Annotated in this window: 19 protein-coding genes and 1 pseudogene; 7 read left to right on the forward strand and 13 right to left on the reverse strand. The window is 40.2% G+C overall.

Annotation, left to right across the window (positions count from 1 at the left end):
• Positions 1–12 precede the first annotated feature (12 nt).
• Positions 13–477, forward strand: coding sequence for a chemotaxis protein CheW (locus tag F1737_RS07900; protein ID WP_317136043.1), 465 nt, complete (start codon positions 13–15; stop codon positions 475–477).
• A 548-nt stretch (positions 478–1,025) separates the two neighbouring features.
• On the forward strand, positions 1,026–2,561 hold the full coding sequence (locus F1737_RS07905) for a methyl-accepting chemotaxis protein (protein WP_317136044.1): 1,536 nt from the start codon (positions 1,026–1,028) through the stop codon (positions 2,559–2,561).
• 111 nt (positions 2,562–2,672) lie between these two features.
• Here the strand turns inward: F1737_RS07905 and F1737_RS07910 are convergent, their stop codons facing one another.
• Positions 2,673–3,176, reverse strand: coding sequence for a hypothetical protein (locus F1737_RS07910; protein WP_317136045.1), 504 nt, complete (start codon positions 3,174–3,176; stop codon positions 2,673–2,675).
• Between the two features lie 285 nt (positions 3,177–3,461).
• Between F1737_RS07910 and F1737_RS07915 the strand changes: the two genes are divergently transcribed.
• Positions 3,462–3,701 carry a hypothetical protein gene (locus F1737_RS07915; protein WP_317136046.1) on the forward strand — a complete coding sequence of 80 codons (240 nt, stop codon included), beginning with the start codon at positions 3,462–3,464 and terminating at the stop codon, positions 3,699–3,701.
• A 233-nt stretch (positions 3,702–3,934) separates the two neighbouring features.
• Here F1737_RS07915 and F1737_RS07920 read toward each other — a convergent pair whose 3' ends face one another.
• Together F1737_RS07920 and F1737_RS07925 are read right to left on the reverse strand one after the other, a co-directional pair.
• The gene (locus F1737_RS07920; protein WP_317136047.1) at positions 3,935–4,309 is read right to left on the reverse strand and encodes a hypothetical protein; all 375 of its coding nucleotides are present in this window, start codon (positions 4,307–4,309) and stop codon (positions 3,935–3,937) included.
• Complete coding sequence (locus F1737_RS07925; protein ID WP_317136048.1) at positions 4,281–5,453, reverse strand: aminotransferase class V-fold PLP-dependent enzyme; 1,173 nt, start codon at positions 5,451–5,453, stop codon at positions 4,281–4,283. The genes F1737_RS07920 and F1737_RS07925 overlap by 29 nt, the downstream gene beginning before the upstream one ends.
• Before the next feature lie 104 nt (positions 5,454–5,557).
• Here F1737_RS07925 and F1737_RS07930 point away from each other — a divergent pair, with 104 nt between their 5' ends.
• Entirely contained in the window at positions 5,558–6,016 is a 459-nt protein-coding gene (locus F1737_RS07930; RefSeq protein ID WP_317136049.1) for an EVE domain-containing protein, read from the forward strand.
• Between the two features lie 172 nt (positions 6,017–6,188).
• Positions 6,189–6,761: a VTT domain-containing protein gene (locus tag F1737_RS07935; protein ID WP_317136050.1), complete on the forward strand. Its 573-nt coding sequence runs from the start codon at positions 6,189–6,191 to the stop codon at positions 6,759–6,761.
• Positions 6,762–6,836: 75 nt separating this feature from the next.
• Here F1737_RS07935 and F1737_RS07940 read toward each other — a convergent pair whose 3' ends face one another.
• The 9 genes and pseudogenes from F1737_RS07940 to F1737_RS07980 form a co-directional block, all read right to left on the reverse strand.
• A complete protein-coding gene (locus F1737_RS07940) occupies positions 6,837–7,193 on the reverse strand; it encodes a putative zinc-binding protein (RefSeq protein ID WP_317136051.1) in 357 nt (118 codons plus the stop codon).
• 2 nt (positions 7,194–7,195) lie between these two features.
• Entirely contained in the window at positions 7,196–7,609 is a 414-nt protein-coding gene (locus F1737_RS07945) for an arsenate reductase ArsC (RefSeq protein ID WP_317136052.1), read from the reverse strand.
• Positions 7,606–8,043, reverse strand: a complete 438-nt coding sequence (locus tag F1737_RS07950; RefSeq protein WP_317136053.1) for a DUF2703 domain-containing protein — start codon at positions 8,041–8,043, stop codon at positions 7,606–7,608. Before F1737_RS07950 ends, F1737_RS07945 begins: the two co-directional genes overlap by 4 nt.
• On the reverse strand, positions 8,040–8,450 hold the full coding sequence (locus F1737_RS07955) for a putative zinc-binding protein (RefSeq protein WP_317136054.1): 411 nt from the start codon (positions 8,448–8,450) through the stop codon (positions 8,040–8,042). The genes F1737_RS07950 and F1737_RS07955 overlap by 4 nt, the downstream gene beginning before the upstream one ends.
• Before the next feature lie 2 nt (positions 8,451–8,452).
• The gene (locus F1737_RS07960) at positions 8,453–8,689 is read right to left on the reverse strand and encodes a thioredoxin family protein (RefSeq protein WP_317136055.1); all 237 of its coding nucleotides are present in this window, start codon (positions 8,687–8,689) and stop codon (positions 8,453–8,455) included.
• A complete protein-coding gene (locus F1737_RS07965; RefSeq protein ID WP_317136056.1) occupies positions 8,683–8,982 on the reverse strand; it encodes a hypothetical protein in 300 nt (99 codons plus the stop codon). The genes F1737_RS07960 and F1737_RS07965 overlap by 7 nt, the downstream gene beginning before the upstream one ends.
• A gap of 51 nt (positions 8,983–9,033) precedes the next feature.
• Positions 9,034–10,104, reverse strand: coding sequence for a permease (locus F1737_RS07970; RefSeq protein ID WP_317136057.1), 1,071 nt, complete (start codon positions 10,102–10,104; stop codon positions 9,034–9,036).
• 150 nt (positions 10,105–10,254) lie between these two features.
• A complete protein-coding gene (locus F1737_RS07975) occupies positions 10,255–10,413 on the reverse strand; it encodes a hypothetical protein (RefSeq protein WP_317136058.1) in 159 nt (52 codons plus the stop codon).
• 325 nt (positions 10,414–10,738) lie between these two features.
• Positions 10,739–11,002: pseudogene (locus F1737_RS07980) on the reverse strand (PH domain-containing protein).
• Between the two features lie 589 nt (positions 11,003–11,591).
• On the opposite strand from F1737_RS07980, the gene F1737_RS07985 reads away from it, so the two are divergent.
• On the forward strand, positions 11,592–15,092 hold the full coding sequence (locus F1737_RS07985) for an LVIVD repeat-containing protein (protein ID WP_317136059.1): 3,501 nt from the start codon (positions 11,592–11,594) through the stop codon (positions 15,090–15,092).
• Between the two features lie 305 nt (positions 15,093–15,397).
• Here F1737_RS07985 and F1737_RS07990 read toward each other — a convergent pair whose 3' ends face one another.
• Positions 15,398–16,303, reverse strand: a complete 906-nt coding sequence (locus F1737_RS07990) for a dihydrolipoyllysine-residue succinyltransferase component of 2-oxoglutarate dehydrogenase complex (protein ID WP_317136060.1) — start codon at positions 16,301–16,303, stop codon at positions 15,398–15,400.
• A 225-nt stretch (positions 16,304–16,528) separates the two neighbouring features.
• On the opposite strand from F1737_RS07990, the gene F1737_RS07995 reads away from it, so the two are divergent.
• Positions 16,529–16,873, forward strand: a complete 345-nt coding sequence (locus tag F1737_RS07995; RefSeq protein WP_317136061.1) for a hypothetical protein — start codon at positions 16,529–16,531, stop codon at positions 16,871–16,873.
• Positions 16,874–16,880: the final 7 nt, after the last annotated feature.

The following is a 16,880-nucleotide window of genomic DNA, read 5'->3' on the forward strand; positions in this document are numbered from 1 at the left end:
TTGGAGAAAACAATGTCAAAAGTCACCGACGTAGTACAATTTGAAATATCAGGCACCCATTATGCCCTCGATATCCACATTGCACGCGAAATTGTAGAGATGATCCCAATAACCCCGGTTCCAAAGGCACCTCCACATATTGCAGGAATAATTAACCTGAGAGGCGAGATTACAAACATCCTAAACCTTAATTATCTGATGGGTCTTCCGGCAAAAGAGAATGTTTCAGGTCAGAAGATAATCGTACTCGTACCGGATGCAGCTGCCGGTTCCAATGTAGGACTCATAGTCGATGATGTCAAAAGTGTTTTGCAGGTCTCAGAAGAGGACGTCGATCAGATGGATGAGACCATGTCAAAGGAAGCATATGTAAAAGGAATCATCAAATTAGGGAAAGAAAAGGATGAGGAAAAAGAGCTTGTAATCTGGATAGATATCGGAAAGATAATATCAGACACACTTAAAGGCAGTGAATAACCCGGAATTTTAAATATTCTACAGGCTGTTTAAAAAAGACATAATATTTTTTTGTTTTTTATATATATCATAATTAAACACAAAACTTTGCTAAATTTAAAATCATTAAGCTTCATAATTGATCAAAAGCCGTCTTCATCCCACCAGAAAACCTGATATTTATTTATTATTTATTGAAAAATTTTTTGACATATAAATATTTTTACCAAATGCACCCGCATCTTTATTTTCAAATATATTTTGTATTACTGACAAATTTTTTTAAAAAAACTGAATAAAAGAAAATTTAAAGATAAAATTTGAATTAATTTTTACTATAGGCTATTATTTCAAATAATATTAAAATTGATTTAAAAAGCAAAATTAACATTATTTCTGAAGGAAAATTCAAAGAGTAATACTAAAATATGGTGGCACACATAATTATCTAAAAGTTATCAAACACATTCCATTAAATTCAAACAATTGTAAATAAATAGATCACATATTGTCAGAAAATTTCCAGGATTCTGACGATAAGATTTACAACTTTGACATGCAAAAAGTATATGAAATCTTTAAAAACAAACGATGGTACAAAAATGGATTATTCACACAATAATTATTTCATAAGAGAAGAAAAGAAAAATTCTGAAAATATTGAAGAAGAGAATTTAGAATTTTTAAATCTTGCATATGAAGGCTTAAAAAGCATCCCTACACCAGTTATGCTAATTGACAGGGATTTTAATGTCACTTACATGAATGGTGCGGGAGCAGAGCTTCTTAATATGGAACCCGACAGAATAACCGGAAAAAAATGCTATAATCTATTCAAAACAAAAGACTGCAATACCCCAAACTGTGCCTGCCAGAAAGCCATGAACAGCGGCAGCACAATGACTGAGGAGACAGTGACAGGGACAGGAATGCCCATCCGTTATACCGGAGCACCTCTGAGAGATAAAAAAGGAAACATAAAAGGTGCTGTCGAGTTTGTTCTTGATATTACAGATGAAGTGATGGGCAGAAATGCCGTTGACGAGGCAGTGAGGATCTCACAGGAATTTGCAAATAACAATTATACCGCAAGATTCAGCAACAATATAGAAGTTACCGGCAAATATGAAAAATTCAGGGATTCACTTAACGAAATCGGCGATACCTTTTCAAATGTTGTAAGAGGTGTTAAGAAAATCTCATTAGAGATTGATCAAAACGCTATCGAAGTCGGCAAGGGAACCGAAGAGATCGCAAAGGCTTCAGAAGAAGTCGCTGCAACAAGCGTTAAAAACTCAGACGGTGCCAGGGAATTATATAATCAGATTAAACTGATAAATGATCAGATTTCAGATCTGTCTGCTTCAAATGAGGAGATCGCCGGAACATCACAGGATGTTTTCAAAAAGACAGGCCAGGTTGTGGATTTGGGAACGGAAGCAAAGTCTTCCGGAGACATTGCCAGGAAAAAGATGGCAAGTGTCGAAAATATCGCAAAGCAGAGTGTTGATGAGATAAATTCACTCTCAAATAAAGTTAATGAAGTTGGAAATGTTGTCAGGCTCATTAACGAGATTACAGGACAGATCAACCTTCTGGCGCTGAATGCAGCTATCGAAGCCGCCCGTGCAGGGGAACACGGCAGAGGCTTTGCAGTAGTTGCAGGGGAAGTCAAAAATCTTGCAGGAGAGGCAAGGGCTGCAACCAAGGATATTGAAAAGGTTGTTTCAGTTGTTCAGAATAATAGTGAAAAAGCCGCAAAATCAATTAATCTTGCAAAGGATGAGATAATCGACAGCGTATCAAGCGTGAATGAGGCTTTGGAAGCTCTGGACCGGATAATATTAAGTGCCAATTCTGTTGTTGAAGATATCGGAGAGGTATCAAAAGCAACCGAAGATCAGGCACATATCGCAAATAATGTTGTCAGTGCCGTAATTAAAGGCAGAGATATGACAGAAAAGGCCGAGAGTGACTCAGAGGAGCTTGCATCACTTGCAGAAGAGTCCAGCTCTTCTGTTGAAGAGATTACAAATGCAATGTACGAAGTTACCAAGAGAACAAAGATGCTCGCTGACCATATTGATCAATACAAAATTGACTGAATATTAGTTTGAAATAAAAAAGGGGATTATTAACCCCTCTGCTTTTTTAGAATACAACATTATTACGGATTTTTTAAGATCACGGGTTGCATTTTAAGCTTTTGTCCTGCTTCACGCAAGTGCCGGTACAGAATCGGCCCAGGCTTCCACTTTTGTGCGGATTGCATCATCAGTATAAGATGAAATCCTGATGTGATCCCTTGAGAGTGCGATGAAGTATGTCTCACCGTTTGGATCACGGCACTTTAAAGTGCGTGAATACTGGTCTTTTTCAAGGTTGTGGACACATGTTCCGCCGATTGCATCCGCAAGACCTGTGTCTGCGAGGACTGCTGATACAGCCTGTCCAAAGGCAGATACTGCAGGTGCCTTTATGGAAAGGCTGCCAACTGTTTTTGCTTCATCATCTTCGAAGAGGAATTTTGCAGTATAGCCCTGCCCGGAGGTTGAAATCCCCCCTATGTTCATTCCCTTTTCAACATAGCCCTCACATCCGAGAGGGTTTTCAGATATCAGCGCCTGGACAATTGCATCGAATGTTGCAATGTCGGCAACCGGGTTTTCAAGTTTTCTGTTCGCTGTTTTGGTGTTGTTGGTTTCAATAAAATCTGCCATTTTTTCTCAACTCCCTACTTAGTCGCCTGCGAAATCCGGATTTATAACAGACATAATATTGTTGTTTTAGAAAGAATATTAATCTGACTTTACTTTAGAATTTAATTTGTTTTTTGAGGATTATTTTTCCTTTTTGGTAAAGCAGCGCTTAATATAATCAAACTCCAGACTATTGTATAAAAGAAATTCAGGATGATCATATCGCGGACTTATTCTGTAATTTTCGCGGATTATTTCTCGAAAAAAATGATATTTGAATGATTTTTGTGAAGGAGGATTGCAGGCATGAGAGAGGACAGGAACATAATCGCATATGAGATGATTATTGAGACAAACCGTGACGTTAAGTGGATATGCAAAACCCTTGAGGATATGAAAGGTTCAATTGAGGACCATGAGGCAAGGATTAGAAAACTTGAGAGTTTTTCTTCAGAGACAAAGGGCAGCGAAGGAAAGATTGCAGCAGGTCTTGGTGCAGGGGCAGGGGGAGTCGTTGCCGTTTTGTTAAAGTTTTTTGGGGGGTGAATGTGTAATTTATTCCATATTTGAATTTCAGGATTTTTTCATGAAAAGTATATTTATACTCCGGTTTTTTACCAGTTCATTTTTAAAGACCGAAAAATTAGATTTAGACTATATATCTTAATAATCCGGACAAGTATATCCCAAACATCTCATATTTTTTCGGCCTTTAGTTTTCCTGATATAATATCAGTGACTTACCAGCTGTAAAAATCCTGTTAGGACGGATATTGCTATCAACATTTCTTCCCGTAAAGCCTCTCCAAAACCTTTCTCATGAGATTTTCCTCCCTTCTCTTAAGTGTATCCAGATCAGGCTTACCGTCATGATAGAAATAAAACAGGGAATACAAAAAATCCTCAGTTAAATCCATCACCTCAGGCTTAAACCTGACCTCCATTGACGTATCACCGGAAAAACCTTTGATGGAGAAAAAATCCCTCTTTTCAAATTTGTAAAAAACACCGCCTGCATTCGTAAGTTTCTGCACATTCCCAAAATTTTCAAGATAAATATAAAAATCATCAGGCACGGGAACGCTGATTAAAAACTCCTTCATCCGTGTGCCGTCTGCACACGACTTATGCCTGACTGAACGAAATATTCGCATTTTTTGCAATCTCCCTTATAGCACCAACAACAATCCGGCATTCCTCATCTGTCGTAAACCAGGAAAGACTAAGTCTTATACAACCCTCCCCACCATCAATTTCATCATGAACAAGGGGGGCACAGTGAAGACCCGTCCGACAGATAATTCCATAACCCCGGGCCAGAATGAATCCCACATCATCGTCATCCAGCCCTGTGATACTAAAAGATATAACAGGCAGAACCGGGTTTTTGTTGTATATTACAACATTAGGATCGTCTTTTAGTTCATTGATAATATATCCAGTCTGCCTCATTCCCTTTTCATGAATCCGTTCAACTCCGACCGATGCCAAAAAACCAACACCTGCCAGAAGTGCCGCAATGCCGGGATAATTGGAAGTCCCCACCTCAAACCTCTCCGGCATATACAAAGGATGATGAAGTGAAAAAGAGTCAGTCCCCGTCCCTCCTGTTTGAACAGGGGAAACCCGCTCCGGATCACGGATGAAAAAGCCTCCCGTTCCGGCTATTCCAAACAGACCCTTATGACCTGTGAAAACATATGCATCAACAGGCAGTATTCCCAGATCAACAGGAATGTGTCCGGCAGTCTGTGCACCGTCAACGATGAAATAAATCCCTTTTTTTATAAGGAAATCTCCTATTACACCGATGTCCTGAACAGAGCCCAGAACATTGCTCCCATGAGACATGACCATCAGTTTTGTATCCGGACAAACTGCCTTAGATACATCAGTAACAGAAACCTTCCCGTCCTCAAAAGGAATTACACTAAGTCTTATTTTACCCTCACTTTCCAGCTCATAGAGTGGTCTTAAAACCGAATTATGATCAAGGGCTGTTGTGATTACGTGGCATGGCATATCAGCTCTTTTTATAAATCCGGCTATCAGAAGGTTGAGGGAGTCAGTCGCATTCTGCGTAAATATAAAATTCTCGGGAGGGCCTGCATTAAAAAAATCAGAAAGTGCCTCCCTTGCAAGCGTCGGATAATCATTACCCTGATTACCCGAGGTTCTCCCGGAACCAAACACCGGAAGGCTGAGAGACTCAACGACCGACTCTAAAACACACTCCGGTTTTGGCCAGCTTGTTGCAGCATTGTTCATGTATATAATGGAAGACTGTCTGTTTTTCATACCCGATTTCAATTCCTGATTCAAAGATTAAAGGTATTTAAGCAAATAACCTCCCATAGGAACAGTACGGACACATTTTTATCTTTATAAAATAATTTCCAGATATGACTCACTTTCTTGCAATATCAAACAGAGACAATTCGGATGTGGTGACTAAAAAGAACATATGGGGTGTTCCAAAACGCTTTATAAATCAGATATCAAAGACAAAACCGGGCGACTCACTTATTGTATATGTGGGACAGCAGATAATCGATAAGGAGACAACACTCCCTCCGGCGTTGACCGGCTGTTTTGAGATAGTATCAGAAGTATTCGAGGACGATACAGAAATATTCACATCCCCTGCAAAACTCGGGAATGAGATATTTCCACTCAGAATTAAGCTATCACCAAAAGAAATCTTTGACCCCGAATTAAACTTCAAACAGTTAATACCCCATCTTGAGTTCATCACAAACAAAAAGCAGTGGTCAGGGCATATCAGGGGACAGGCGATGAGAACAATTCCTGATGAAGACTATGAATATATTATGAAAGCCGCGAACACTCCAAGAGACTAAAATGCAGTAATACTATAGGATCGGGACATATTTACTACGAATCTTACAAAAAAGGATATTTTAAAAACCGATTCTCTCAACGTAATTTTTTGAACAGCTGGAATAATTCACCCACCCTCTGCCAAAGATATTATTCGCTCAGAAAGAAAAAAGACCTGCAAACGGGGAAGACATGAAAGAGTTTTTTGATGAGCCGGGGAAAAAAATTATTCTTGCATTATGGATTCTGATAGTCTTATCAGTCTTCACTGCCTGGCTGCTTTACCCGCATCTCTTTGATCTCTCCAATATCGGAAAACTTTCTGTAAAATATTATTACACCGCCCTTTTCATATACTTCATAATAATAAGCCTGAGAGGGCTTATCCTGATGCCAACAACACCTGCATTAATTGCAGGAATACTGTTTTTCAACCCTTACCAGTTGTTTATCGTTAACATCGCAGGCTACCTGACATCAGCAACCATCGTATACAGATACTCAGGATACCTTGGAACCGGCGAATACTTTGAGAGGAAATATCCAGAAGAGATTAAAAGTATCAAAAAACTCTTTTTAAAACGTGAAATACCGATTGTTGCATTATGGAGCGTACTCCCCTTCACTCACACCGACATCATAGTATATGTAACATCATCACTGAACATAAGGATTAAAAAATGTCTTGCAGGAGTCTTTATTGGAGAGTCAATTATAAACGCATTTTATATCATTTCAATAACCGGAATTTTGGGATTGCAGTGATGACTGCAAATTAACAAGAGCTTCATCCCCCGTTTTAAAAATAATCAGTATATTTATGGTTAAAAACAGAATATTTTAAAGATTCTTCCGGCAGCAGTTCCTAATCTCCCCGACAAGAAGCTCAATCTCGGAGTAATTCGGATCTTCCATACCCCTTTTCAGAATCCCCGCATCAGTTGCAATAATATGAAGATAGTCACGGCACCCGGAAGCTGATAATTTTTTTAATGCACAGCATTCACTGCATCCGTCAATTACAAGTAAATTTCCGGCATTTAAAAAAGCTTTGTCTTTTGTAATACCGGGCTTTGAAATCTGAAAATGCCCGTCAAAAATACCAGGATTCCTATGCATAAAAACATTTACAGCCTGGGTTGTCAGCTTACCGGTGCTTGAAACACCCGAACATGTTACGATATAATTTCCTGTCAAATCTAATCATCTCCAAACTCAAAATCAATAAAAGCGAAAATCTCATCCCTTACTTTTAAAAATGCATCCCTGACCTCATCCTCACTGCCGGAAAAGGCAAAAGGGTCAGTAAAACCTGCATGAATCTTTTTCTTTGCGAGGGAAAACACCGGGCAGGACTCATTTGCACTATCACAGACAGTCACCACCACATCCATATAAACTCCCAAAAACTCTTCAAGATTTTTTGAATAATGGGATGAGATATCTATCCCTGCATCCCTCATAACTTCAATTGCCACGGGATTTACAAATGCAGGGTTTGAGCCGGCAGAAAATGCTTCAAACCTGTCACCATATCTGGCGTTCAGGTACCCTTCCGCCATCTGAGAACGGGCGGAATTGTGGGTACATACAAAAAGCACTTTTTTCTTCATTTATTCAGCTTTTCAATAATTATGAGTTCTGTTTCCGGATCGTCCTCAAATCCGACTGCACGAAGTGCCGCCCGGATTATAAGTTCCGGTGGAATTGCCTCATAGCGCTCGCCCTTATAGTCAACAGCCCTGCATTCAACAAAATCCTCTCCGGTAATGCATGAACATGACTTACATTCAGTGAAGGAAACCTCCATCCCGTCAATTAAATCCTCAAGATACATCCCGTTGAACAAAACTGCGTTTGACTCGGAAACTGCAGCTGCAGGAAGTTTTGTCTCAACAAACCTCACAGAAATTCCCTCATCCTGAAGAAAAAGGCTAATCTCTCTTATAACCGACATCACATTTGTTCCGGTCTCACTGCATCTCTCACATGTATTGCTTACATCTTTTCCAATGTGACGCCACTCAACCACAAGTTCCTGCTTCATTTTGTCATCCCTTTGCCTTCCCAGACAGCAGAGACAATCTCTTCAATATCATCATCAGTATACTCAGAAGAGCCTGCTTTCTTAATTCCAAGGTCTGTAACAATCACATGCTGGCAGGGAACAATACCCTTATCTGCCGCAATTTTTCCGGCACACTTAGAATTGCACCCGTCGAGAATCAAAACACCATCAGAATCTTTTACAGCTTTTAAAAGACCTTCAGGCCCGTTTGCAAGAAGGGCAACACATGCAGCCGAACCAAATCCTTCCTGCGTCAGCTGAACTGCTGCAAGGTTTGTAAGCTGCCCGGTATTTGCAACCCCTGCACAGGCAAAAATGATTATATTTTTGCCTTTTTCAGACCCGCAGCCACAGCCTCCGCATGAACATGATGGTTTATCAGACAATTTCAGGCCCCCAGAATTTCCTTTATCTCTTTTACATCCGCAACTCTGCCTGAAACCTTCAGTTCATCGTCCACCATTAACGCAGGAGTGAGCATAACTCCCTTGTCAAGAATCGCATCAAGCTCTTCCACCTTGATAACTTCAGCTTCAATTCCAAGTTCACTGACCGCTTTCTCCACATTTTTCATAAGGCGTTTGCATTTCATGCATCCTGTTCCAAGCACTTCAATTTTTACCATTTTTTATTCATCTCCTTTAAAAATTCATTAAATATTGCATCGGCATACTTCTCTTCAGCAGCTTTTGGCACATAGTTGTAAATCTTAACTTTTTTAAGAAGCTCTCTTTTAATCTCCTGTTCATTCCTAAGATCAGAGCTTGAAACTTCACCGAATATTGAATCAAGCATATAAAGACCTGTCGGCACACTGCAGATATCAATCCTTCTGACCTGTCTCAATGCTTCGGCAGCACAGCAGGGTTTTTTTATCTTTCCTTTTACTCCCTCTTTGTTATCAGTATTGTCCTTCATAATTTCCTTCCAGTATACCAGGGATTCATTTTTTATTCACGTTTACCGCATTTAACCAATAATCAGGCCATATGCAAATCCTGCCAGTCCTGAAAAGACGATTACAAGAAGTGCGTAAACTCCGGTTTTCTTCCATCCCATTATCCTTGATATGACAAGCAGTGAGGGAAGGCTTACACTCGGACCTGAGAGGAGAAGCGAAAGTGCAGGCCCTCCTGCCATTATACCGGATGTGTATCCAAAAGTTGTTCCGATTACAGGCACTTCAAGAAGTGTCGGCATATACAGAATTGTTCCGATGAATGATGCCAGCATTGTGGATTCAATTGAGTTTGTCCCAAAGAAAGGCTGGAAAGTCTCAGGCGGGAGGAAGAATGCGAGCATTCCAAGCACAAATGTCCCGACAATCAGTATCGGAAAAATCTTCTTTGTCAAATCCCATGTTTCAAGACCCCAGTCGGTGACCTCATCCCTGTCAAAGAAGTATATCAGCAGAACTGCTGCTCCAAGAGTAAACAGGTAAATTATCGGGAATTTTATCATCCAGTCAGCCTGTGCAGTTCCGGCAATTAATATTCCTACCAGAAATACAAAGAACAAAGGAATTATCCATTTCGGCCTTTCAACTTCAGGTGCAGGTGAAACAGGCATTTCTGCCATCTTCTTTTTTGTTTCACGGTCATGTGATCTAAAGAGAAAAGCCATTATGAGTCCGATTACGATTGCAAGTATGATTGCAAATACTGCCCTTGCAAGTCCGAGATCAAATCCGAGCACTTTTGCGGTGTAAACAATTGCAAGGATGTTTATCGCCGGCCCTGCATAGAGAAAAGTAGTTGCAGGCCCTATACCGCTTCCACGTTTAAACAGACCTGCAAACATCGGAAGAATCGTACATGAACATACTGCAAGAACTGTTCCGGAAACCGAGGCAAGTCCGTATGCAACGCTTTTTTTTGCATCCGGGCTGAAATACTTCAATATTGCTTCCTTTTTGACGAGTGCGGCTATTGCGCCGGCTATGAAAAATGCAGGAATAAGACATGTCACAACATGCTCGGAAAGGTATCCAAGCAGCGTGTCCCACCCCATCAGAAGTGATCCTGTTATTAAGTCTATCATTTACTTCATCCTTTGAGAGTTATTATTCAATTATTGCTTAAATTGTTAAAAGATCACAAATCCGCCAAAAATTTTCTTTTAAAATTTTTAACAGGATTTTATCTTTGCCTGTGATGTTTCTTCAGGTTGTTTTAAGGATAAATAAGTACTTCATCTGATTTCTTCTTCTTTTTCTTCTGATTTATTTAATTCACCTGTACAGCACCCACACGAACATCCGCATCCGCCGGCGGTACCAATTATTTTTTTCATCAGCGATGCGAAACCTGATTTTTTTACATTTTCTTCTTTTGCGTCTTTTAAAGTCATAATAATTCATCCCTATTTCAATATTTCTTGAAATGAGTATACGCAAGTACACAATATATATTTTATGGTTTCAACATTTTTTGAAACAAGATGATTAAGATTTCAAACATCAATTAAACAAAGGAAAATCAAAAAAAATATAATACAAATTATTCAGCAACAAAGGAGAATATCTCTTATAAAACCTTTATTTATTCCCGGATAGCACATGTCTTTTTAAAATCAGCAGGTTTCAAATAACATAATAAGATAAAACATTAACAATATCATTTGCACCGGCTTTCCGGGAAAGTCTTTTTTCGATTGGATGACTGCTGCCCGATATTCAGATCTTAAGTTCAGCATCCGGATCAAAATGTCCGGCAGTTTCAACAGAAAATTGTGTTATGCCCTTATATGATACTGATTTATATTCACGTTTTTTCCCCTGTGATGCCCTGGAAATCAATAAAAATCACCCTTTATTTGTGAGAACATAAAAATCACGCACCAGTTTGTATGCCCTTACAACCTGTTCATCATGTCCAGGTATAAACTCCAAATCATTTTCGATCGCGCTAATTTCCACAGACGATGCATTCCCCGGCATCCCATTTAATAATCCCAAGAATTATTGTTTGATTTTAAAATTATTACATATTTTTTTATTGATCAGAAATGCTACCACAACTGACAATTATTATTTTGAAATATTTTTTCAGATCAAAATCGTGAATATTATCATACAAATTAGTCGTTAAATTAACAATTCAAAGAATATTCGCGTCTGTTTATGAAGACTTATACGGGAATATTCCAACCACAAGGCATTTTTATTATAAATATCAATAATTTTTTAGAGATATTTAAGACACACCGCTAATTCAGAATTAACGGATCTGTTTTCAAACCAGAGATACCTGTTTTTTAGGTTTACAGGTGACAGATTCTGTCGGAAAAAATCAGAAAAATTCAAAATCCTTTTACCATCGGGGCAAAAAAGGTCTTTTTGAATAACAAGCATTCCGCAAAAAATGGGAATCAGGTTTCCTTTGCTTATGATAATCCTCGTTGATATTTTCAACGATTATCATTATTGCTTATCCTTAAATATTGTCCTTGCCCATATACATATGTCACCAGGGGATGTCCTCGAACAGGTTATGCTGCGAAGGGAACCCGTGGGGGGTTTTCAGAAAATGAATACACCAAACAGTATTTCTCGAAAGAAGACAGGATCGATAAAATTCCTGATCGGTCTGATTTTGATAATGATTGCAGTGCCGGCCGTCGCGTCTGCGGGGCTGGACACAGTAGGCCACCTTGCAAACGGCCCTTCCTTTGACGTTGTCGAGGAGGGAGGATATCTTTACGTTGCACAGGGCGGCGAGGTAAGGGTTTATGATGTCACAAACCCTGCCACTGTAAAAGATCTTACATGGAAGGATTACATCTCAAAGATCTATGTAGGCGAGAATGTCAAAAGCATGTATATGGAGTATCCTTACCTTCACATAGGGTATACGACAGGGTACATCATCGTCGACATAAGAGATCCAAATAACCCGGTCAAAATCTCTTCGCTTAAAAGCCCGCATCCCCCCGGAACTGAGATAAGGGATGTTGAGGTTTACGGAAACACCGCTTATCTTTCAGTATACAATATCGGTATACAGATAGTGGACATATCCGATGTTTCCAATCCGAAATTTGGAAATGTTGTAAAGTTGAACGGCTACAACAGACCGTGGAGGATTTCCATAGCAGACGGTTATCTTTACGTTGCAAGGGCAACCGACAAAACGCTGGACATATTTAACCTTTCAGATCCAAAAAGCCCGAGGATTGTTGGAAGCTACACCGCAAGTACGTCAGCACTTGACAGTTTCTCAGGAGTTGCGGTTAAGGGCAGCTATGCATATGTTACAGAATACCACAACGGTGTGAGGGTCATTGACATATCCGACAAATCACGTCCGTTTGAGGTCACTAATATAATGGGAATCGATGCAAATGACGTCAAAATTCTCGGCGATTATGCATATGTCTCTGTCCGTTACCAGGGATTCAGCGTAATTGACATTTCAAATCCCAACCAGGCATTCGTTGCAGGGAAGGGGACAGAAATTGCAGGATATATTGAAGGAATCTTCCCAACAGATTACTACACATTCCTTGCAGGCGAATCAATGGGATTCGGGATCTATGATACTTCAGATCCAAAGCAGCCATCTCTGATTGTAAATGTCCCTGTGGTGGGCGGCGTTGACTCTGTAGTGGCAAAGGACGATTATCTCTTCATCGGTGCACACAACGACGGAATGTGGGTGGTTGATACAAAGGATAAGGAAAATCCGTTTGAATCTGCATTCATTGAGACTCCCGGAAGATTTAACGATGTCAGCATACAGGGCAATTACCTCTTTGGCGCAGGAGAGTGGGGCGGCCTGAATATGATCGACATTTCCAATCCAAAACAGCCTGTGAAGGTATTTGTTGATTACAAGGACAATATTGCCTCAGTACTGCCTGACGGCAATTATGTATACACATCCGTAGGAATCGTTGATATTTCAAGCCCGTATAATCCTGCATACATTGCAAGAGACCCGCACTTCAATGGAAACCTTGCAAAATACAAGGACAATTACCTGCTGGTTGCATCATATCTCGGCAGCTATACAGGAGTTCATGTGATCGATGTCAGCAACAAGCAAAATCCTGTTGTTATAGCAACATATGGGGCCGGAAAACCTTTCTATGATGTTGAAGTGCTGGGCGACACAGCAGTGGCCCTTACAGGAAATGACGTTGTTACAATTGATTTAAGAAACATCCAGGCTCCAAAAACGATAGGAAAGGTGAGCTATCCGGGTCAGTGGATAGGTAACGGATTAAATGTGCTTGACAATGTCGTGTACGCATCCGGAGGACCCATAGGTGCAATCAGGGCATTTGACATATCAAATCCGGCGAGTATTAAGCTGATTAAAACCCTTGAACTCCCCGGAACAACATATATGGACGTCTTCGGATACAACGGCTACATATACACAGGGGAAAAATTTGGTGCATATGTAATCTCAGCAATTGGATCGGAATACATCCCGCCAACACCTGTACCAACACCAGTTCCAACCCCTGAACCTACAACCATACCTCCGACAATTAAGCCAACACCAATACCAACTCCTGAACCGACCCCTAATCCGACTCCGGTTCCAACTCCAAAGCCAACACCCGGCCCTGAAGAGAAGGGAGAGGTACTGATGGTTGTTGGAAATGTCAATTTAAATTCAGGCGACAGTGCGGTAAAAACCCGTCTTGAAGAGATGGGATACATCGTAAACACAGTTGACGATGCAGCCTCACAGACGACTGATGCAGAAGGAAAAGAGCTTGTAATAATATCCTCTACCTCAAGTCCGACTTTTGCGGGCAACAAATTCAGGAATGTTGCAGTTCCGGTTGTGACATGGGAGTCATACATATATGACGACATGAAAATGACAGGCACACAAAGGGGAGCAGACTATAGAATAATATTTGACCAGACTGAAATCATAATCGCTGACGAAAATCACCAGCTTTCCGGAGGACTTACCGGAACGGTAAAGGTTACCGGAGAAGGCATGGTTGAAAACGCAGGACTCCCCTCTGATGCAGGCATAAAAATTGCAGGCAATGCAAAATTCCCGCTGACGTATACAGTATTCGGATACGAGAAGGGAGCTGAAATGGTAGGAATGAAAGCACCTGAACGCCGTGTCGGATTATTCCTCTCTGATAACTCTGCCTCACAACTTACAGCAGACGGATGGAAAATATTCGATGCAGCTGTAATTTGGGCAACCGGAGGAGAAAACACAGTTCCTCCGACAACGGAGCCAACACCGGTTCCACCAACACCAACTCCAATACCAACTCCTGAACCGACATCAGAGCCAACACCGGTTCCACCAACACCAACTCCAATACCAACTCCTGAACCGACAACAGAGCCAACACCGGTTCCACCAACACCAACTCCAATACCAACTCCTGAACCGACAACAGAGCCAACACCAGTTCCGCCGGTACCTGATGAGAAGGGAGGAATTGTTATGGTTGTAGGAAATATCAATCTGAATTCAGGCGACAGTGCAGTAAAGATGCATCTTGAGGAGATGGGATACACAGTAACCACAATCGATGACTCGGTCTCAAAGGAAGAGGATGCAGAAGGTAAAGAGCTAGTAATAATCTCATCAACTTCAAGCCCTACCTTTGTAAGCAAAAAATTCATGACCATAAATGTCCCCGTTATCACCTGGGAGTCATATATCTACGATGATATGAAGATGACAGGCACAATGGGAGGTACGGATTACAAAATTATTCGCGACCAGACTGAAGTCACAGTAAATGACGAAGGACATGAGCTTTCTGCCGGACTGAAAGGAACAGTAAAAGTTTCTGGGACCCTAATTACTGAAAACACAGGAATCCCGTCAGATGACAGCATAAAGATTGCAAACAGCCCGGATTATCCGCAACTATATACAGTATTCGGGTACGAGAAAGGAGCAGAAATGGCAGGAATGAACGCACCAGAACGCCGTGTCGGATTATTCCTATCCGATGACTCTGCCTCACAACTCACAGCAGACGGATGGAAATTATTCGATGCGGCTGTATTATGGGCAACAGGAAATCTCTGATTAGAGATACACCCCCTCTTTTTAAAATTTATTCCAAAAACTGGTATTTCGGTTTTGTCAAAAAATCTTTTTGAATAAAAGGGGGTTAAAAAATATAATTAACTACCTTATTCTTCCAAAACTGCAATTTATGAATATAATACCATATTACATGCAGTACATATTCAGGGATATTATTTCTTTAATTCACCACGGGAATTAATCAAAGGAAATTTTGAAACCTACTTATCGAAACGTGCAAAAAGTATCTAAATTTCTCAGATATTCCTTTCAGGAGATTAAAATCAAAATATGGAAAGAATTGATTAATCTTTCTTTTTTTGTTTTTGGATTGTAACAGTATATGTTATAGCCGCTGTTGCAATAACAGCCACAAATAATAATATCCACACAAATATTGGTAAATCAGTTGTATTTTCCAATTTAGAGACACCATTTGACTCATCGGAAACTTTTTTTATTAATACAGGCAAAGCCGGCTCATCATCCGTTTCTCCGGATGTTATTGAGGACTGAGGTACTTCTTCTGGTTTTTCAGTTGGATTATCTGTAGGTACAGGTGTATCCTCTTCTGGTTTTTCAGTTGGGTTATCAGTAGGTATGGGTGTTTCCTCTTTTGGTTTTTCAGTTGGGTTATCTGTAGGTATGGGTGTTTCCTCTTTTGGTTTTTCAGTCGGGTCATTTGCAGGTGCATCATCTTCCGGAACTGTTTTTGCAGGAGCAGTTACTTTTAGAAATGCAAAAGGAATTCCGCTGTCCGAGCTTGCACTGACACTACCCTTGTCAGTAGAAATCTGTGGATGAACAGATAAGGTTCCTGTTGATTCAATCACATAATCCATTGTATTCGTAAAACTCTGACCAGGATACAGTACTGTACCTTCGCCATTATCTGCCAGTGCATCCGCCTGAATAATCGCGGGTGAATATGACACTACAAAATATGATCCCCAGTTCTCTGAAAGTGTAATCGTATTCCCTTTAGCCTGGGGGAGAGTATTTTTAAATATTGACTTTACTGAAATAGTATCTCCGATATACAGATCACTTTTCTCTCCTGTTATAATAAATCCGGTCAGGCTTAGTCCTTCCACTTCAGTACTCGGATATTCTGTATTAATCCTGTACAATGTTGTTGCTCCCACAGGAATTATAAATTCACAGAGAAGTGCAAATATCAATAAACCATAAAATATTTTTTTCATCATCATAAATCACACATATAGTTTTTGTGTTTTTGGGCATTTATAATATATTTGATTTTAAAATAATGAAAAATATAATATGATTTGAGCTTGTTTTTTCAAATATTTAATAATCAAAACAGTAAGAAAATTTTTTTGAGGCACTTTTTATTTTTGAGTTAAAGGCATAACAGCAGAAAAAAGTATATACTATTATGTATACTATCCTGCAACGCCAGGGGGGGTAGCACCATGGCGCAGGTCGAAGCATTACAAAAAATGAGTGAAACAAGAGCGAAATATCTAAAGCAGGCAAATGCCAGGATGAAGGATATCCGCGGGATGGAATCGGATATCAGGAGAAGAATGACGAATGCACCGGTTTCTGTCCAAAATGAACTGGACAACTGGTTTGTAAACCTTGAAAGCTATATGAGTCAGGCAGGCGTTGAGATTGAAATGGTTGAACATTCAACTGAAGATGAATGGGCAAAAATGCGCCAGAGAGTAGACTCTGCACTGGGGGAGGCTGAAAGAGAACTTGAAATGGGATATGAAATTCTGGAAAGGCCCGGAAGTGCCAAAACAAGACGGTGAAGTACCA

It is taken from the genome of Methanoplanus sp. FWC-SCC4, assembly GCF_032878975.1.
Taxonomy (GTDB): Archaea; Halobacteriota; Methanomicrobia; order Methanomicrobiales; family Methanomicrobiaceae; genus Methanochimaera; species Methanochimaera problematica.